Annotated in this window: 14 protein-coding genes; 6 read left to right on the forward strand and 8 right to left on the reverse strand. The window is 70.1% G+C overall.

The features are described 5' to 3' along the window. Nucleotides 1–2: 2 nt before the first annotated feature. On the reverse strand, nt 3–851 hold the full coding sequence (locus tag AC5Y4Z_RS21690) for a bifunctional methylenetetrahydrofolate dehydrogenase/methenyltetrahydrofolate cyclohydrolase (RefSeq protein WP_499966895.1): 849 nt from the start codon (nt 849–851) through the stop codon (nt 3–5). A gap of 25 nt (nt 852–876) precedes the next feature. Here AC5Y4Z_RS21690 and AC5Y4Z_RS21695 point away from each other — a divergent pair, with 25 nt between their 5' ends. The 3 genes from AC5Y4Z_RS21695 to AC5Y4Z_RS21705 all read left to right on the forward strand — a co-directional run bounded on the left by AC5Y4Z_RS21695 (nt 877) and on the right by AC5Y4Z_RS21705 (nt 7,377). After that, nucleotides 877–2,085 (forward strand): NADH:flavin oxidoreductase, encoded by a 1,209-nt coding sequence (locus tag AC5Y4Z_RS21695; protein WP_499966897.1) that lies wholly within the window; start codon nt 877–879, stop codon nt 2,083–2,085. A gap of 95 nt (nt 2,086–2,180) precedes the next feature. Further along, the gene (locus AC5Y4Z_RS21700; protein ID WP_499966898.1) at nt 2,181–4,805 is read left to right on the forward strand and encodes an ATP-binding cassette domain-containing protein; all 2,625 of its coding nucleotides are present in this window, start codon (nt 2,181–2,183) and stop codon (nt 4,803–4,805) included. 58 nt (nt 4,806–4,863) lie between these two features. Continuing rightward, the gene (locus AC5Y4Z_RS21705; protein WP_499966899.1) at nt 4,864–7,377 is read left to right on the forward strand and encodes an ATP-binding cassette domain-containing protein; all 2,514 of its coding nucleotides are present in this window, start codon (nt 4,864–4,866) and stop codon (nt 7,375–7,377) included. On the opposite strand, the gene AC5Y4Z_RS21710 is transcribed toward AC5Y4Z_RS21705, so the two are convergent. Genes AC5Y4Z_RS21710 through AC5Y4Z_RS21725 form a run of 4 tightly spaced genes read right to left on the reverse strand, consistent with a single transcriptional unit; the run spans nt 7,374 to nt 11,555 of the window. Continuing rightward, a complete protein-coding gene (locus AC5Y4Z_RS21710) occupies nt 7,374–7,958 on the reverse strand; it encodes a GTP-binding protein (RefSeq protein ID WP_499966901.1) in 585 nt (194 codons plus the stop codon). The two genes, AC5Y4Z_RS21705 and AC5Y4Z_RS21710, sit on opposite strands and share 4 nt — an antisense overlap. Continuing rightward, the gene (locus AC5Y4Z_RS21715) at nt 7,939–8,313 is read right to left on the reverse strand and encodes a DUF742 domain-containing protein (protein ID WP_499966902.1); all 375 of its coding nucleotides are present in this window, start codon (nt 8,311–8,313) and stop codon (nt 7,939–7,941) included. Before AC5Y4Z_RS21715 ends, AC5Y4Z_RS21710 begins: the two co-directional genes overlap by 20 nt. Before the next feature lie 6 nt (nt 8,314–8,319). Next, nucleotides 8,320–8,745: a roadblock/LC7 domain-containing protein gene (locus tag AC5Y4Z_RS21720; protein WP_499966904.1), complete on the reverse strand. Its 426-nt coding sequence runs from the start codon at nt 8,743–8,745 to the stop codon at nt 8,320–8,322. Continuing rightward, nucleotides 8,742–11,555 (reverse strand): sensor histidine kinase, encoded by a 2,814-nt coding sequence (locus tag AC5Y4Z_RS21725; protein ID WP_499966905.1) that lies wholly within the window; start codon nt 11,553–11,555, stop codon nt 8,742–8,744. The genes AC5Y4Z_RS21720 and AC5Y4Z_RS21725 overlap by 4 nt, the downstream gene beginning before the upstream one ends. 254 nt (nt 11,556–11,809) lie before the next feature. On the opposite strand from AC5Y4Z_RS21725, the gene AC5Y4Z_RS21730 reads away from it, so the two are divergent. Continuing rightward, nucleotides 11,810–12,274, forward strand: a complete 465-nt coding sequence (locus AC5Y4Z_RS21730) for a tRNA (cytidine(34)-2'-O)-methyltransferase (protein WP_499966906.1) — start codon at nt 11,810–11,812, stop codon at nt 12,272–12,274. A gap of 3 nt (nt 12,275–12,277) precedes the next feature. On the opposite strand, the gene AC5Y4Z_RS21735 is transcribed toward AC5Y4Z_RS21730, so the two are convergent. The 3 genes from AC5Y4Z_RS21735 to AC5Y4Z_RS21745 all read right to left on the reverse strand — a co-directional run bounded on the left by AC5Y4Z_RS21735 (nt 12,278) and on the right by AC5Y4Z_RS21745 (nt 16,789). Further along, on the reverse strand, nt 12,278–12,922 hold the full coding sequence (locus AC5Y4Z_RS21735; RefSeq protein ID WP_499966907.1) for a nitroreductase family protein: 645 nt from the start codon (nt 12,920–12,922) through the stop codon (nt 12,278–12,280). A 101-nt stretch (nt 12,923–13,023) separates the two neighbouring features. Beyond that, a complete protein-coding gene (locus AC5Y4Z_RS21740; RefSeq protein WP_499966908.1) occupies nt 13,024–13,371 on the reverse strand; it encodes a hypothetical protein in 348 nt (115 codons plus the stop codon). Nucleotides 13,372–13,504: 133 nt separating this feature from the next. Beyond that, a complete protein-coding gene (locus AC5Y4Z_RS21745; RefSeq protein ID WP_499966909.1) occupies nt 13,505–16,789 on the reverse strand; it encodes an error-prone DNA polymerase in 3,285 nt (1,094 codons plus the stop codon). 85 nt (nt 16,790–16,874) lie between these two features. Between AC5Y4Z_RS21745 and AC5Y4Z_RS21750 the strand changes: the two genes are divergently transcribed. Both AC5Y4Z_RS21750 and AC5Y4Z_RS21755 read left to right on the forward strand, forming a co-directional pair. Beyond that, on the forward strand, nt 16,875–17,105 hold the full coding sequence (locus tag AC5Y4Z_RS21750) for a hypothetical protein (protein ID WP_499966910.1): 231 nt from the start codon (nt 16,875–16,877) through the stop codon (nt 17,103–17,105). Further along, nucleotides 17,102–17,407 carry a type II toxin-antitoxin system PemK/MazF family toxin gene (locus AC5Y4Z_RS21755; protein WP_499966912.1) on the forward strand — a complete coding sequence of 102 codons (306 nt, stop codon included), beginning with the start codon at nt 17,102–17,104 and terminating at the stop codon, nt 17,405–17,407. Before AC5Y4Z_RS21750 ends, AC5Y4Z_RS21755 begins: the two co-directional genes overlap by 4 nt. The last annotated feature ends 6 nt before the right edge of the window (nt 17,408–17,413 follow it).

Below are 17,413 nucleotides of genomic sequence, written 5' to 3' on the forward strand. Positions count from 1 at the left end.
TCTTACTGCCGTCCCTCGGCCAGCTCGACGACGTTGGTCAACAGGAACGCGCGGGTAAGTGGGCCCACCCCACCGGGATTCGGTGACACGTGGCCGGCGACGTCCCACACGTCCGGGTGCACGTCGCCGACGAGGCCGTCGTCCGTGCGGCTGACCCCCACGTCGAGCACCGCGGCGCCCGGACGCACCATGTCGGGCGTCAGCAGGTGCGGGACCCCCACGGCCGCGACGATGACGTCGGCCTGCCGGGTCAGCGCGGGCAGGTCGCGAGTTCCGGTGTGGCACAACGTGACCGTCGCGTTCTCCGAGCGCCGGGTCAGCAGCAGCCCGAGCGGCCGACCGACCGTCACGCCGCGGCCGATGACGACCACGTGCGCCCCGGCGATCTCGACGTCGTAGCGGCGCAGCAGGTGCACGATGCCGCGCGGCGTGCACGGCAGCGGGGCCGGGTTGTTGAGCACCAGCCGGCCGAGGTTGGTCGGGTGCAGGCCGTCGGCGTCCTTGCCGGGGTCAATGCGCTCCAGCGCCGCGTTCTCGTCCAGGTGCTTGGGTAGCGGCAGCTGCACGATGTAGCCGGTGCACTCGGGGTTGGCGTTGAGTTCGTCGATGGTCTCGTTCAGGGTGGCGGTGCTGATGTCGGCGGGCAGGTCGCGGCGGATAGACGTGATGCCGACCTTGGCGCAGTCCGCGTGCTTGCCGCGGACGTAGGCCTGCGAACCCGGGTCGTCGCCGACCAGGATGGTGCCCAATCCGGGGGTGCGGCCCGATGCGGTCAGTGTGGCCACCCGCTGCTTGAGGTCGACGAAGATCTCGTCCCGGGTGGCCTTGCCGTCCAGCGTGATTGCTCCCACGCCGACAGTCTGGCACGCTCCCCGTATGTCTACCCCTCCGGACGTGTTCAGCCTCGCCAGGCTCGGTCCGATCACGCTGCGCAACCGCACCATCAAGTCGGCGACGTTCGAGGCGCGCACGCCCAACGCTCTGGTGACCGACGACCTCATCGAGTACCACCGGCTGCCGGCCGCGGGCGGGGTCGGAATGACGACCGTCGCCTACTGCGCCGTCTCCCCCGGCGGGCGCACCGAGGGCAACGGCATCTGGATGCGGCCCGAGGCGGTGCCCGGCTTCCGGCGGCTCACCGACGCCATCCACGCCGAGGGCGCGGCGGTCAGCGCGCAGATCGGCCATGCCGGACCGGTGGCCAACGCCAAGTCCAACAAGGCCAAGGCCCTGGCGCCGGTCCGGTTCTTCAACCCGATCGGGATGCGCTTCGCCAAGAAGGCGACCCGCCAGGACATCGACGAGGTGATCGAAGGGCACGCCAACGCCGCCCGGCTGGCCATCGAAGCCGGCTTCGACGCCGTCGAAATCCATCTGGGCCACAACTACTTGGCGAGTTCGTTTTTGTCCCCGCTGATCAACCGCCGCGACGACGAGTTCGGCGGCTCGCTGGAAAACCGCGCCAAGGTCGCCCGCGGCATGGTGCTGGCGGTTCGGCGCGCGGTGGAAAAGGAGGGCACGCCGATCGCGGTCACGGCCAAGCTCAACATGGCCGACGGCGTGCGCGGCGGCATCAGCACCGAGGAATCGCTGACGACCGCGAAGTGGCTGGAGGAAGACGGCGGGCTGGACGCCATCGAACTCACCGCGGGCAGCTCGCTGGTCAACCCGATGTACCTGTTCCGCGGCGACGCCCCGCTCAAGGAGTTCGCGGGCGCGTTCAAGCCGCCGCTGCGCTGGGGCATGCGGATGACGGGCAAGAAGTTCCTGCGCGAGTACCCCTACCGCGAGGCCTATCTGCTGCGCGACGCCAAGCTGTTCCGCGCCGAGCTGAAGATGCCGCTGATCCTGCTCGGCGGCATCACCAACCGCGAGACGATGGATCTGGCGATGGCCGAGGGATTCGACTTCGTCGCGATGGGCCGGGCGCTGCTGGCCGAGCCGGACCTGATCAATCGGATCGCCGCCGACGGCGCCGCGCACAGCGTGCATTCGGCGTGCACGCACTGCAATCGGTGCATGCCGACGATCTACACCCGCACCCACTGCGTGGTGACGGGCGCGCCCGACGCCTTGGCGCGCTGACGGGGTGAACTTCCGGTCGCGAGGGTGAGCTCACGGCCGGTGCGTGCGCTCACGCCCACGGGGTGAAAACAGCAGCACCCGCTAGAGTTGTGGCGATGACTGCAGCAGCCCCGCCAGCGCTAACCGTTCGTCACGACGGATCGGAACGCACGTTCGCAGCGGGCCACGACGTGGTGGTCGGGCGGGACCTGCGGGCCGACATGCGCATCACCCACCCGCTGATCTCGCGCGCCCACCTGTTGCTGCGCTTCGACCAGGGCCGGTGGCTGGCCATCGACAACGGCTCGCTCAACGGGACTTTCGTCAACGGGCGTCGGGTGCCGGTGGTCGACATCCACGACGGTCAATCCATCAACATCGGGAACCCCGACGGCCCGCAGCTGACCTTCGAGGTCGGGCGCCACCAGGGCCTGGCCGGGCGTCCGCCCCGGACCGAGTCGATGGGCATCGCGGTGCCGGCCCACCAAGGGGGCTCGGCGCGGCCGGGCCAGGCTGGCCCGCCCGGTCCCCCGCCCGGACCGGGCGGCCGGCCGCCCGGCTGGGCCGCGTCGGTGGCGCGGCGACCCCACCACGTCGCCCCCCCGCACCCGCCGGGCCCGGGCGGCTATCCGGGCGGCCGCCCACCCGTGCACCCGGGCGCCGCGCCGGCGCCGGCCAGTTTCCAGGCCCACCCGCAGATGTCCTCGCCGGCGGCGCCGCACACGCAGATGTCGCCGACGGCCGCCAAGCCGCCGGAGGTCGCCAACCTGGCGACCAAGATGTTCCAGGCGTTGTTGCCGTCGCGGTCCGGGGCGATGCAGAAGCCGAGCGGGGCGCAGACGATCGGGCGCGCCACCGACAACGACATCGTCATCCAGGACGTCCTGGCGTCGCGCCATCACGCGTTTTTGACGCAGACGCCGCTGGGCACCGAGATCCGCGACGCGCACAGCGTCAACGGCACCTTCGTCAACGGCGTCCGGGTCGGGTCCGCCGTGCTGACCGAGGGCGACGTGGTGACGATCGGCAACGTCGACCTGGTCTTCACCGGCGACACCCTGGTCCGCCGCACCGAGGCGGCGACGCGCACCGGCGGCCTCGAGGTCAACGCCGTCTGCTTCACCGTCGACCACGGGAAGCAACTGCTTGACCACATCTCGCTGACCTGCCGCCCCGGCACGCTGACCGCCATCATCGGCGGGTCGGGCGCCGGGAAGACCACGCTGTCGCGGCTCATCGCCGGGTACACCAGCCCCACGTCGGGCACAGTGACGTTCGAGGGCCACAACATCCACACCGAATACGCGTCGATGCGCAGCCGGATCGGGATGGTGCCCCAGGACGACGTGGTGCACCGCCAGCTGACCGTCAACCAGGCCCTGGGCTACGCGGCCGAACTGCGGTTGCCCCCCGACACCAGCAAGGCCGACCGGGAACAGGCCGTCGCGCAGGTGCTCGAGGAACTCGAGCTGACCAAGCACGCCGACACCCGCGTCGACAAGCTCTCCGGCGGCCAGCGCAAGCGCGCCTCCGTCGCGCTCGAACTGCTGACCGGCCCGTCGCTGCTGATCCTCGACGAGCCCACCACCGGCCTGGACCCCGCGCTGGACCGTCAGGTGATGATGATGCTGCGCCAACTCGCCGACGCCGGGCGCACGGTGCTGGTGGTCACCCACTCGGTGTCCTACCTCGACGTCTGCGACCAGTTGCTGTTGGTGGCGCCCGGCGGCAAGACGGCCTTTTTGGGCCCGCCCAGCCAGATCGGCGCGGCCATGGGCACCACCAACTGGGCCGACATCTTCGCCAAGGTGGGCGCCGACCCCGACGAGGCCAACCGCCGCTTCCTCGCCGAGAACAAGCACCTGGCCGAGAAGCCATCGGATTCCCGGCCGGGCGATCTGGGCGAACCCGTACACACCGACCTGTTTCGCCAGTTCTCCACGGTCGCACGCCGCCAGGTGCGGCTGGTGGTCTCCGACCGCGGCTACACGGTGTTCCTGGCGTTGTTGCCGTTCCTCATCGGCGTGCTGAGCCTCACGGTTCGCGGCAAGACCGGCTTCGGCATGTCGGACCCGATGGGCAACAACCCCGCGCAGCCCGACCAGATCCTGGTCATGCTCAACGTCGGCGCGGTGTTCATGGGGACCGCGCTGACGATCCGCGACCTGGTCAACGAGCGCCCCATCTTCAAGCGCGAGCAGGCCGTCGGCCTGTCGACGGCGGCCTACATGGCCGCCAAGATCGTGGTGTTCAGCGTGTTCGCGATCTTTCAGGCGGCGATCGCCACGACGATCTCCGTAATCGGCTGGGGCAAGCCGATTTCCGGTGCCGTGCTCCTGGGAGACGTCAGGTTCGAGCTGTTCGTCGACGTGGCCGCGACCTGTGTGGTGTCGGCGCTGCTCGGTCTGGCGCTGTCGGCGATCGCCACCTCGCAGGACCAGATCATGCCGATGCTGGTGGTGTCGATCATGTCGCAGCTGGTGTTCTCCGGCGGCATGATCTGGGTCACCGACCGGATCGTGCTCGACCAGTTGTCGTGGGGCACGCCCGCGCGGTGGGGCTTCGCGGCGTCGGCGTCCACGATCGACACCCACCGGCTGATACCGGGCCCCACCGACCCCAAAGACCAGCACTGGGACCACAAGGCCAGCGCATGGCTGTTCGACATGTTCATGCTCGGGGTGTTGTCGGTGGTCTACAGCGCCATCACGTGGTGGAAGATCCGGCTCAAGCGCCACTGAGTTATTAGACCGAACGCAGGGTTTGGGGCCCCCGCCACCGGATATCCCTCTGGCTGGGATGAATACGATTGCGCCGCCCGTCCTCACCGTGTTGGGCAACGGGTCGAAACACACCTTCCGTGCAGGTCACGATGTCGTCGTCGGCAGCGACCTGCGTGCGGACGTGCGCATCAGCCACCCCCTGATCTCCCGCACGCACCTGTTGCTGCGCTTCGACAAGGGCAGGTGGATGGCGATCGACAACGGATCGCCCCGCGGCACGTTCGTCGACCGGCGGCGCGCGCGGGTGATCGACATCTGCGACGGCCGGCGCATCAACATCGGCAACCCCGACGGACCGGCCCTGGTCTTCGAGATCGGGCCGGACGTGGCTACCGGCGGCGCACCACCGGCAACGGATCCGATCCGCGCAGTTCCGCCGCCACGAAACCGCCGGCTGCCCCGCCCCCCGAGGCGGGTCCGCGGGGAACGGGATACGTCCTCGCCGCCGCGCCCGACCCCTGATCCCCCCACCCTTCCGTCGCCGGCGCCGGCCCCGCGTCCGAGCCGGCCCGCCCCGGAGCCCCGGACGGGTCCGGTCAACGCGACGCAGCCGGCGCCCGTTGTACCGCCCGTTGCCCCGGAAGAGCCCGTCGTACAGCGCTCGGCCGGCGACCCGGAAAAGCCAGAGGGTTTCGCGACGATCGGTCGCGCGACGTCCAACGACATCGTCGTCTACGACGTCATGGCGTCGCGACATCACGCCATCATGGTCCCCAGCCCGCAGGGCACCGAAATTCGGGATGCCCGCAGCGTCAACGGAACGTTCGTCAACGGAGTCAGGGTCGGGTCGGCGCTGCTCAACGAGGGCGATGTCGTCACCATCGGCAACGTCGACCTGCTGTTCACCGGCAACGATTTGGTCCACCGGACCGCGGACGCGGCGGGTACGGGCGGCCTCGAGGTCGACGGTGTCCAGTTCCAGATCGACGGCAAGGAACTGCTCGACAACATCTCGCTGACCGCCCGGCCCGGCACCCTGACCGCCATCATCGGTGGGTCGGGCGCGGGCAAGACCACGCTGGCCAGGCTGATCGCCGGATACACGCGCCCCAGCGGCGGGTCCGTCACGTTCGAAGGACACGACATCCACGCCGAGTACGCCACGCTGCGGACCCGGATCGGGATGGTCCCGCAGGACGACGTCGTGCACCGCCAGCTGACCGTCAACCAGGCGCTGGGCTATGCCGCCGAGCTGCGCCTGCCGCCGGACACCAGCAAGGCCGACCGCGAGCAGGCCGTCGCGCGGGTGCTCGACGAGCTGAACCTGACCGAGCACGCCGACACCCGGGTCGACAATCTGTCCGGAGGCCAGCGCAAGCGCGCCTCGGTGGCCCTCGAGCTGCTGACCGGGCCGTCGCTGCTGATCCTCGACGAGCCGACCACCGGCCTGGACCCGGCGCTGGATTCCCAGGTCATGATGATGCTGCGCCAGCTCGCCGACGCCGGCCGCACGGTGCTGGTGGTGACGCATTCGGTGGCCCACCTCGACCTCTGCGACCAGCTGTTGCTGCTGGCGCCCGGCGGCAAGACGGCGTACTTCGGACCGCCGGGCGAGATCTCGTCGGTCATGGGCACCACGGTCTGGGCCGAGATCTTCGTCAAGGTGGGCGCCGACCCCGACGAGGCCAAGCGGCGCTTTTTGGCGCAGAAGCGGCCGAAGCCCGAGCCGCCGCGGGCCCAGCCGCGGGACCTGGGTGAGCCGGTCAACATCGATGTGCGACGCCAGTTTTCGACGATCGCGCGCCGCCAGGTTCGGCTGGTGGTCTCCGACAGCTGGTACACGGTGTTCCTGGCGACCCTGCCGTTCGTCATCGGGTTGCTGGCGCTGACCGTCCCGGGGAATACCGGGTTCGGCCTGGCCGATCCGCACGGCAAGACGCCCGCCGAGCCCGCACAGATACTGGTCCTGCTCTGTGTGGGCGCGGTCTTCATGGGCACCGCGCTGACGATCCGCGATCTGGTCGGTGAGCGCCCCATCTTCCGCCGGGAACAGGCGTTCGGATTGTCGACCTCCGCCTACCTGCTGGCGAAGATCGCCGTGTTCTGCGTCTTCGCCATCGCCCAGGCGGCGTGCGCCACCACCATCACCATCCTGGGCAAGGGCACGCCGACCCGGGGGGCCGTGCTGCTGGGAAGTCCCACCGTCGAGCTGTACGTCGCGACCGCGGGAACCTGCATCGTCGCGGCGATCATCGGCATGGTGTTGTCGGCGCTGGCCCGCACCAGCGACCACATCCTGCCGTTGCTGGTCGTGGCGATCATGGCGCAGCTGGTGTTCTCCAGCGGGGTGATCCCGGTGACCAACCGGCTTTTGATCGACCAGCTGTCCTGGTTGACGCCCGCGCGATGGGGTTTCGCGGCATGCGCGTCGACGATCGACCTGAACCAGGTGGAGCCCAGCCCGTTCAGCCCGAAGGACAGCCACTGGAACCACACGGCGGGTGCGTGGTCCCTGGACATGGCCATGCTGCTGGTGCTGTCGGTGGTCTACTCGGCGATCGTGTGGTGGCGAATCCGGCTGCGGCGCTAGCTCGCGGCCAGGGTTTCCAGTGCGTACTCGCTGACGGCGATCAGCGCGTCGGTCGCCGACCTGCGGTCCCGGGCGTCGACGGTGATCACCGGGATGCCCTTGGGCAGGGTGAGCGCCTCGCGCACCGCCTCGACGGGATAGCGTGGCGCGCCGTCGAATTCGTTGACCGCGATCAGGAACGGCAGGTTGCGGTGTTCGAAGAAGTCGACGGCGGCGAAGCTGTCCTGCAGGCGCCGGCAGTCGACCAGGACGATCGCCCCGATCGCGCCGCGCACCAGGTCGTCCCACATGAACCAGAACCGCCGCTGCCCCGGAGTCCCGAAGAGGTAGAGCACCAGCTCCTCGTCCAGGGTGATGCGGCCGAAGTCCATCGCGACGGTGGTGGTCCGCTTGTCTGGGGTGGCCTCGAGCATGTCGACGCCGGTGGACGCGTCGGTCAGCATCGCCTCGGTGCGCAACGGCATGATCTCCGACACCGCCCCGACGAACGTGGTCTTGCCGACCCCGAAGCCGCCGGCGACCACGATCTTCGTCGACGCGTGGGCACTGGCGGGGTGCGCGTCAGAGTGCCTTAAGGCCACGCAGGGTCCTTCCTATGAGTTCGTGGCGCTCGTCGCGGGTGGAACGCTCGGTCAAAGTCCTATGCACCCGAAGGTAGCCGGACAGCACCAGATCGCCGACCAGGACGCGCGCGACACCGACCGGTAAATCCAGCCGGGCCGAGATCTCCGCGACCGACGGGCTGCTGGTGCACAGCTGAATGATCTTGCCTCTCGCGTCGTTGGGCGGCCACGGGTGGGCCAGGCCCGCCCCCAACGTCTCTATCGGCGCTTCCAGCGGAAGGTCGACGTCGGTGCCGGTCCGCCCGGACGTCAGGGTGTACGGACGGACCAGGTTCGCCTCACGGGACGGCGGCCAGGTCTCGCGTCTGTCCATGGCGGCTCACGAGTGCGTAGCGGTCCGGCGGGTGGACTGGACCACGCCGCCCACCCGTTCGACGAGGATGGCCATCTCGTAGCCGATCTGGCCGATGTCGCAGGAACTCACCGCCAGCGTGGCCAGATGCGAACCGTCGCCGACCCGCATCAGCAACAAATAGCCGTTGGCCATCTCGACCACCGACTGCAACACCGGGCCGCCCTCGAACAGCTGCGCGGCGCCCGTCGCGAGGCTGGCCAGCCCCGAGGCGACGGCCGCCAGCTGGTCGGCGCGTTCGCGCGGGAGATGTTCGCTGGCGGCGACCGGCAGCCCGTCGACGGACACCAGCAACGCGTGCGCGACCCCGGGAACCTCGCGGGCGAACTTCGTCACCAGCCAGTCCAGCGTGGGGGCACCGCCCGCTTGCGGGGGATTGCCAGCCGACGTCATTCCTGATCAGACCCTTCGTTCGTCTCGCGCGCGTGCGACCGTCCCGAGCGCACGCCGCCGAAATGGCTGCTGAACGAGGCCCGAACCGCCTCCGGGTCGCGCCCCGCGGCCGCATGCTGCGGCCGCCGCGCGGGCGCGGTTCGGCCGTTGGATCCGACCAGGGAGCCCTGGTCGTCGTCCGGCTGGTCCCCTTCCGTCGCGCCGGTCCCGTTCGCCGTGCCCGGCACCAGCCGGGCACCGGGCTTGCGGATCGGTAGCCCGTGCTCGGTTTGCGACTCGACCGGCTTGTCCTCGGCCGCGGCCGCCAACGTCCAGCCCCGGTCCCACACCGACTCCCAATCCAGGTCGGGGCTGTTGACCAGGTCGTGCGGATCGCCCAGCATCTCCGCCAGCATCCGACGGTAGATGACGTCGTCGTCGGCGGGGGGCGCCGGGGCCTTCGGGACTTTCGGGATCGACGGGCGTTCCTGCGTGGCGGGCGGCGGCGACACGTCTTCCGGCTCTGCCCGAACGCTTGGGGAACGCGCGGCGAAGAACGCCGACGTGTCCGACACCGATTTGGCCGGGGCGGGTTTCGGCTCCGGCGCCGGCTCGGGCTGTGCCGGCTCCGGCTGGGCCTGCTGACCGCCCTCCCACCACGGCGTGGCGAGTTCGCGCCGCTGCCGGCGGGGCAACTCGGGGGCCGGGGACGCGGGGACATCGGCTATCCCGCTCGAGCCCGGGCTGCGTCGCGGCAGCAACGTGACCGACGGCTCGGCGCCGTTCTGGTTCACCGGCTCCGGCGCGGACGGTTCGGCGGGCGCCTCGATCGCGGTGGCGAGTTTGGCGCTGGGCGAGGAGACCGCCCGTCCCCGGCCGCCGGGGGCCGCGCCCGGGGGCGCCGCCAGGCCCTCGAGCACCCCGGGCGGCAGGTAGATCTCCGCCGTCGTGCCGGCGCCGGCCTCGTGCCCGGACGGGCCGCGCAGCCCCACCCGGATGCCGTGCCGGGCGGCGATGCGGCCCACCACGAACAGGCCCATGTGGCGGGCGTTGTCGGGCGTGGGGTCCGCGGTGTCCTCGCCGCCGGACTGCAGCCGCATGTTGGCCATGCGCCGATCGGCGTCGTTCATGCCCAGGCCGGAGTCGGAGATCCGCAGCATGACCCCGCCGCGGGCCCCGTTGCCCCCCAGCGACGCGGAGATCCGGACCGTCGTCGTCGGCGGCGAGTAGCGCAGGGCGTTGTCGATCAGCTCGGCGAACAGGTGGATGACCCCACCGGCGGCCGCACCGACCAGCGCGCAGTCGGGCAGGCCGGTCACCTCGACGCGGCGGTAGTCCTCGACTTCGGACACCGCGGCGTTGATCACCGTCGACAGCGGCACCGGGTCGCGCTGGTCCCGCGCCAGCTGGGCGCCCGCCAGCACCAGCAGGTTGGCGCTGTTGCGGCGCAGCCTGGCCGCCAGGTGATCGAGCCGGAACAGGCTGTCCAGGCGTTCGGGATCCTCCTCGTTGCGCTCCAACCGGTCGATCAGCGCCAGCTGCTGGTCGACCAGCGAACGGCTGCGCCGCGACATGGTCTCGAACATGTCGTTGACCAGAAGCCGCAGGCGCGCCTCGTCACCGGCGAGCAGCAGGGCCTGGGTGTGCAGCTCGTCGACCGCGTGGGCGACCTGGCCGATCTCCTCGGTGGTGTACACCGGCAGCGGCTGCGGAATCGGTTCGGCGCCACCGGCTTTGACCCGGGCCACCTCTTCCTCGAGGTCGGTGTGGGCGACCTTGAGCGCGCCGTCACGCAGGACGCGCAGCGGCCGCACCAGGGCGCGGGCCACCAGCAACACGACGATCAGCGCGATCACGATCGCGGCCAGCACCAGCACGGTGTCGAGGACCGCGGAGTTGCGGCGGTCGGCGGCCTCGGCGTGCACGGACTTGGTCACCGACGCGGTCGCGTCGGTGATGACCTGCTCGGCGATCCCGTCGGTGGTGTGGATCGAGCGCAGCAGCTCGGGGTTGTCGACGAGCACGCTGGCCGGGTCCGACATGATCGCCATCCGGGTCACCATCTGCTGCTGCAGCGTGTGGGCCTCGGGCGAGCCGGCGCCCAGCACCTCGCTCATCCCGAACAGCGTCGACGGCTCGGTGCCGGCCAGGGTGATCATGGACGTCCGCAGCTGTGGCTCGGGCAGGTCAGAGCCGCGCGTCACCAGGATTTCCTGCATCGTCATCTGCCCGCGCGCGCCGACGGCGCGGCTCAGGCCCTGCGCCTCCGCGCGGATCCGTTCGTTGTCGACGCGCACCGACGCGTTGATGACGTCCTCGGCGGTCAGCAGGAGCGGGGCGTAGGTGGTGACGCGGTCCCGCAAACCGATGCTGTTGTCGGCCACCTTGTCCAGCAGCCCCTGGCCGCCGTTCAGCAGGGTGTTCACTCCGGACCGGACGTCGGCGGTGACGTCGGTGTGCGCCAGCCGCTGCTGCAGCTCGTAGCGGCGCGCCTCGTAGTTCTTCTTGGCGCCCTCGACGTCGCGTCCGGTGGAGCTCGCCAGCAGCGCCACGTCCAGCGCCGACATGTACTTGGTGATCGCCGGCAGCACGTCGGCGCGGGCGGCGGCCAGCTTCAGGCCGCCGGAATTGGCCATCGCGTCCTTGATGCGCAGCCCCCCGAAAGCCGTCGCCAAAACCAGCGGGACCAGCACGATCGCCAGGACCTTGTAGCGGACGGGCCAGTTGCTCGGCGACCAGGACGGCGGGCGTTTGGCCCGCGGCGCCGCGGGCTGCCGGGACGGGGCCGGGGCCGCCTCGGCCGCGTGGGCCGGGCGGGTGAACATGGTCATGTGCTGGCGGCCGCGCGACCGGCCGGCGCGCCGATTCTCAGCGCGTCCAGAAACGAGAGGCTCATGGGACTTCCTGCTTTATTCCGCCTGTACCCCGCAGATGGGCGCGGGCGATAACGCCTGGCAATCCGACGAGTATGACAGCCCGCGGCCCAGGTCTCCACAATTCTTACTGAGTACGCAGAGCTCTCTCAGGTCTGGCCGTGCGCGGGTGCGCAAGTCTGGCAAACAAATCTGTTTGTCATGATCGGCTGATGTTCCGGCTGCTGTTCTACTCCCCGCGCATCGCGCCGAATACCGGCAACGCCATCCGGACGGCGGCGGCCACCGGCGCCGAGTTGCATCTGGTCGAGCCGCTGGGCTTCGACCTGTCCGAACCCAAGCTGCGGCGCGCCGGCCTGGACTATCACGACCTCGCCTCGGTCACCGTGCACGCGTCGCTGGCCGCCGCCTGGGACGCGCTGGGCGCGGCGCGGGTGTTCGCCTTCACCGCGCACGCCACCACGTCGTTCGCCGAGGTCGGCTACCGGGCCGGCGACGTGCTGATGTTCGGCCCGGAACCCGACGGGCTGGACGCGGCGACCCTGGCCGACGCGCACATCACCGGCCAGGTGCGCATCCCGATGCTGGCGGGCCGGCGCTCGCTGAACCTGTCCAACGCCGCGGCGATCGCGGTCTACGAGGCCTGGCGACAGCACGGCTACGCCGGGGCGGTGTAGCGCCTACCAAGCGTTCCAGTGGGTCAGCTGCTCGGCGGGCAGCCTCTTGGCCGGGCGGAAGTCGGTGCCCTTGGTGTAGGCGATCGGGAACAGCCCGCCCTGGCTGTAGTTCTCGTGGGGGATGCCGAGCACCTCGGCGGCCTGCTTTTCGCCGTCGCGCAGTAGGTGCAGCGTCGTCCAGCACGAGCCCAGCCCCCGCGAGCGCAGCGCCAGGCAGAAGCTCCACACGGCCGGGAACAGCGACGCCCAGAACGACACCCCGCCCAGCGGCGTCTTGTCTTCCCGGCCTTCGATGCAGGGGATCAGCAGGACGGGCGCCTCGTGCATGTGCTCGGCGAGGTAGGTCGCAGAATCGCGGACCTTGCCCATCCGCTCGCCGCGGATGTCGCCGTCGGCGTACTGAGCCCCGGGCGCGCTGAGGTAGCCGCGGGCGTTTGCCAGGTAGATCTCGCCGATCGCCTTCTTCTTGTCGGCGTCCTCGACGAACACCCACTGCCAGCCCTGTGAGTTGGAACCCGTCGGCGCCTGCAGCGCCAGGTCGAGGCATTCCATGAGCACCTCGCGGCTCACCGGCCGGTCGAAATCGAGGCGCTTGCGCACCGAGCGGGTGGTGGTGAGGACTTCGTCGACGGACAGGTTCAGGGTCATGACGTGGAGGCTACCTTCGGCGGCGCCCCTCCTCCCGCGAGCGCGCGTGTCTGCACACGACGCGCCGGCCACCATTGGCAGTTTGGGGACTCTCGCGGCAACTAGGGCGGCGGTGGCGGGGCGGGCTGGTCGGGCGGGATCGCCCCACCGCAGCCACCGGGCGGCGGCGGCCCCGGGAGGGGTTCGTCGCCGCCGACGCAGTCGTAATAGAACTGGGGGCCGACCAGCCAGGTCTTCATCCACTGATGCCAGAACGATCCGTCGGGGTACTTCTCCCCGTCGCACACGGCCAAATTGCCGTAACCCCAGCGACCTCCCGGACAGAAGCCCTTCGTCATGTCCGGCTGGTGCGGGTCGGGCGGATCAGCGCTGGCAACCGCAGGAGAAAGAACAAGCGCCGCAGCGCAACTCAATATCGCAGCGCCGTGGCGGGCAAGCTTGAACTTCATTCGACTCCCGATTCCAAGCAATGAGGCGTAGGGGGACAATCCTTTCCGCATTTCGAATGGTCGATGACGCGCTTTCGAAAGAGTTTACGATGCGGCGGATCGGCGATGTCAGCTTTCGCGATTTTCGGGATTTCTAGCGGAAGTCGCGCGAGCGCGAGCCGACCGCCAGGGTGATGCGGCCCAGCCGCTCGGCGACGACGGTGATTGCGCCGCTGGCGTTTTGGACCTGGCCGCGCACCAACAGCGCCGGCGCCGTGTTGGCCAGCTTGCGATGCCGCTCCCACACCCCCGGCGTGCAGAGCACGTTGACCATCCCGGTCTCGTCCTCGAGGTTGAGAAACGTCACCCCCTGGGCCGTCCCGGGCCGCTGCCGGTGGGTCACCGCGCCGGCGATCAGCACGCGGTCGCCGTCGGGCACCGATCCCAGCGCCGCGGCGGGCACCACGCCCATCGCGTCGAGGTCGTCGCGCAGGAACTGCGTGGGATAGCTGTCCGGTGAGACGCCGATGGCCCACACGTCGGCGGCGGCCAGCTCCAGCTCGCTCATCCCCGGCAGCGCCGGGATGTGCGACGACGACCCCACCCCCGGCAGCCGGTCGGGGCGCTGGGTGGCCGCGGCCCCGGCCGCCCACAACGCCTCCCGCCGGGACATGCCGAAGCAGGCCAGCGCACCGGCGGTGGCCAGCGCCTCGGTCTGCGGCACGCTCAATTGCAGCCGCGACGTCAAATCCAGCAGGGAAGCGAACGGGCCGTTGGCTTTTCGCTCCTCGACCAGCCGTTCGGCGAGGTCGTCGCCGATGTGGCGGACCGCGCCCAGGCCGAGACGGACCTCCAGCCCGGCGTTCTCGAGGGTGGCGTGCGCCAGGCTGGCGTTGACGTCCGGGCCGTGCACCACCACGCCGTGCCGGCGCGCGTCGGCCACCAGCGACTGGGGCGAGTAAAAACCCATCGGCTGCGCGCGCAGCAGCGCCGCGCAGAACGCCGCCGGGTGGTGCAGCTTGAACCACGACGAGTAGAACACCAGCGACGCGAAGCTCAACGCGTGGCTTTCGGGGAAGCCGAAATTGGCGAAGGCTTCCAGCTTTTCGTAGGTGCGGTCGATCACGTCGTCGGCGGCGCCGTGCAGCGCGCGCATGCCTTCGTAGAACCGCCCGCGCAGCCGTCGCATGCGTTCGGTCGAGCGCTTGGAGCCCATCGCGCGGCGCAGCTGGTCGGCCTCGGCGGCGGAAAACCCGGCGCAATCGACGGCGAGCTGCATCAACTGCTCCTGGAAAAGCGGCACCCCCAGCGTCTTTCGCAGCGCCGATTCCATGGACGGGTGGTCGTAGACGACGGGGTCGACGCCGTTGCGCCGCCGGATGTAGGGATGCACCGACCCGCCCTGGATGGGCCCGGGGCGGATCAGCGCGACCTCGACCACCAGGTCGTAGAAGGTCCGCGGCCGCAGCCGCGGCAGGGTGGCCATCTGCGCGCGCGACTCCACCTGGAACACGCCGACGGAATCGGCGCGCGACAGCATCTCGTACACCGCCGGCTCGGTCAGGTCGAGGCGGGCCAGGTCCACATCGATCCCCTTGTGCTCGGCCACCAGGTCGATGGCGTAGTGCAGCGCCGAGAGCATGCCCAGCCCGAGCAAATCGAACTTCACCAAACCGATTGCGGCGCAGTCGTCCTTGTCCCACTGCAGGACGCTGCGGTTCTCCATGCGCGCCCACTCCACCGGGCACACGTCGGCGATCGGGCGGTCGCAGATCACCATGCCGCCGGAGTGAATGCCCATGTGCCGCGGCAGGTTCCGGATCTGGGTGGCCAGGTCGATCACCGGCTCGGGGATGTCCTCGATATCGGGTGAATCCGCCACCCCGTTCCAGGTGCTGATCTGCTTGCTCCACGCGTCCTGCTGCCCCTGCGAGAAGCCCAGCGCGCGGGCCATGTCGCGCACCGCGATCCGGCCTCGGTAGGTGATGACGTTGGCGACCTGGGCGGCGTAGTCGCGGCCGTATTTGTCGTAGACGTACTGGATGACCTTCTCGCGCTGGTCGGACTCGATGTCCATGTCGATGTCGGGCGGCCCGTCGCGCGCCGGCGACAAAAAGCGCTCGAACAGCAGCTCGTTGGCCACCGGGTCGACCGCGGTGACGCCCAGGGCGTAACAGACCGCGGAGTTGGCCGCCGATCCCCTGCCCTGGCACAGGATGTTGTTGTCCCGGCAGAACCGGGCGATGTCGTGCACCACCAGGAAGTAGCCCGGAAACTGCAGCTGTGCAATGACTTTGAGCTCGTGCTCGATCTGCGCGTAGGCGCGCGGCGCGGCGTCGGGGAGCCCGTAGCGGTCGCGCGCCCCCGCCATGGTCAGCTGCCGCAGCCAGCTGTCCTCGGTGGAGCCCGCGGGTACATCCGGGAACGGCGGCAGCTGCGGGGCGATCAGCGCCAGCCCGAACGCGCACTGCTCGCCGAGCTCGGCGGCCGCGGTCACCACGTCGGGCCGCCGGCCGAACAGCCGCGCCATCTCCTCCCCGGACCGCAGGTGTGAGCCGCCCAGCGGGGCCAGCCACCCGGCGGCGGCATCCAGGGACTGCCTCGCGCGGATGGCGCCCATCGCCATCGCCAGCCGCCCTCGCGACGGGTCGGCGAAATGCGCGCCGGTGGTGGCGACGACCCCGACGCCGAAGCGCGGCGCCAACCCGGCCAGCGTCGCGTTGCGTTCGTCGTCGAGCGGGTGACCGTGATGGGTCAGCTCGACACTGACCCGGTGCGCGCCGAACCGGTCCACCAGATCGGCCAGCGCCCGCGCCGCGGCGTCCGGCCCACCGTCGGAAAGCGCCTGGCGCACATGGCCTTTGCGGCACCCGGTCAGGATGTGCCAGTGCCCGCCGGCGGCCTCGGTCAGTGCGTCGAGATGGTAGCGCGGCTTGCCCTTCTCCCCGCCGGCCAGGTGCGCGGCGGCCAGCTGCCGCGACAGCCGCCGGTAGCCTTCCGGGCCGCGCGCGAGCACCAGCAGGTGCGGGCCGGCCGGGTCCGGCGTCTCGGTGCGGGCCTCGCCACCCAGCGACAGCTCGGCGCCGAACACGGTGCGCAGCTCGAGTTCGGCGGCGGCCTCGGCGAACCGCACCGCCCCGTACAGGCCGTCGTGGTCGGTCAGCGCCAGCGCGCGCAGGCCCAGCCGGGAGGCCTCCTCCACCAGCTCCTCCGGGGTGCTGGCCCCGTCGAGGAAGCTGAACGCCGAATGCGCATGCAGCTCGGCGTAGGGGATGCAGGTGTGGGCCGGGCGCGTGTCGCCCGGCGGCCGGTACGCGCCGCGCTTGCGCGACAGGGGGGCGTCCTCCGGGAGCTCCGGCGGCGCGCCGGCATGGCGCGGCTTGCCGTCGAGCACCCGCTCCATTTCCGCCCAGCTCGGCGGCCCGTTAAACCAACCCATACCAGCCCACATGGCGAGTCTATCGAAAGTTTGTTCGATCATTGACCCTGCACTGGGTACCGGCAATCTTTGCTAGCATCAAACGATGGCACGAACGATCACTTTGCGCCTGTCGGATGCCGCGTACGAGGCCGTTAAAAGCTACGCCGAGTCCGATCAGCAGTCGATGAACTCATGGATCGAAAACCTTCTCGATATCGAGGACATGCGGCGGCGCTGCGCCGCACACCACCAGTGGATGCTGACGCACCCCGATGCCACCGCGTTCAGCGAAGCCTGGGCCGACCGCAATCTCGACGAACTCACCGCGCCTTGACTCAAACCCCGCGCCGAGGCGACGTCTGGACGACCGATACCGGCAACAAAGTACTTGTGATTTCCTCCACGGTGTACAACGAGATACCGAGCGAACCCACCATCGTCGCGGTGCCGGTGTTCGACTCCGAACCCGACGCCGGATTCGGAGTGGATCTCGGTGAAAATGATTGGGCCGCACCGGGACTGATCACAAGCCTCCGGAAAGCACGACTGAGTGAGTATCACCGTCAGATTGGGGTGCAAGCCCTCACCGACGTCAACAACATGCTGTTCAAGATTCTCGCGACTCCCGACCGGTAGCTGAGA

This window comes from Mycobacterium sp. NGS63, from assembly GCF_059812295.1.

Coding starts and splice junctions, on each gene's coding strand:
- AC5Y4Z_RS21695 (WP_499966897.1), top strand. CDS start 877: ATGTCTACCCCTCCGGACGTGTTCAGCCTCGCCAGGCTCGGTCCGATC.
- AC5Y4Z_RS21700 (WP_499966898.1), top strand. CDS start 2,181: ATGACTGCAGCAGCCCCGCCAGCGCTAACCGTTCGTCACGACGGATCG.
- AC5Y4Z_RS21705 (WP_499966899.1), top strand. CDS start 4,864: ATGAATACGATTGCGCCGCCCGTCCTCACCGTGTTGGGCAACGGGTCG.
- AC5Y4Z_RS21715 (WP_499966902.1), bottom strand. CDS start 8,313: ATGGACAGACGCGAGACCTGGCCGCCGTCCCGTGAGGCGAACCTGGTC.
- AC5Y4Z_RS21720 (WP_499966904.1), bottom strand. CDS start 8,745: ATGACGTCGGCTGGCAATCCCCCGCAAGCGGGCGGTGCCCCCACGCTG.
- AC5Y4Z_RS21725 (WP_499966905.1), bottom strand. CDS start 11,555: ATGACCATGTTCACCCGCCCGGCCCACGCGGCCGAGGCGGCCCCGGCC.
- AC5Y4Z_RS21730 (WP_499966906.1), top strand. CDS start 11,810: ATGTTCCGGCTGCTGTTCTACTCCCCGCGCATCGCGCCGAATACCGGC.
- AC5Y4Z_RS21735 (WP_499966907.1), bottom strand. CDS start 12,922: ATGACCCTGAACCTGTCCGTCGACGAAGTCCTCACCACCACCCGCTCG.
- AC5Y4Z_RS21740 (WP_499966908.1), bottom strand. CDS start 13,371: ATGAAGTTCAAGCTTGCCCGCCACGGCGCTGCGATATTGAGTTGCGCT.
- AC5Y4Z_RS21745 (WP_499966909.1), bottom strand. CDS start 16,789: ATGGGTTGGTTTAACGGGCCGCCGAGCTGGGCGGAAATGGAGCGGGTG.
- AC5Y4Z_RS21750 (WP_499966910.1), top strand. CDS start 16,875: ATGGCACGAACGATCACTTTGCGCCTGTCGGATGCCGCGTACGAGGCC.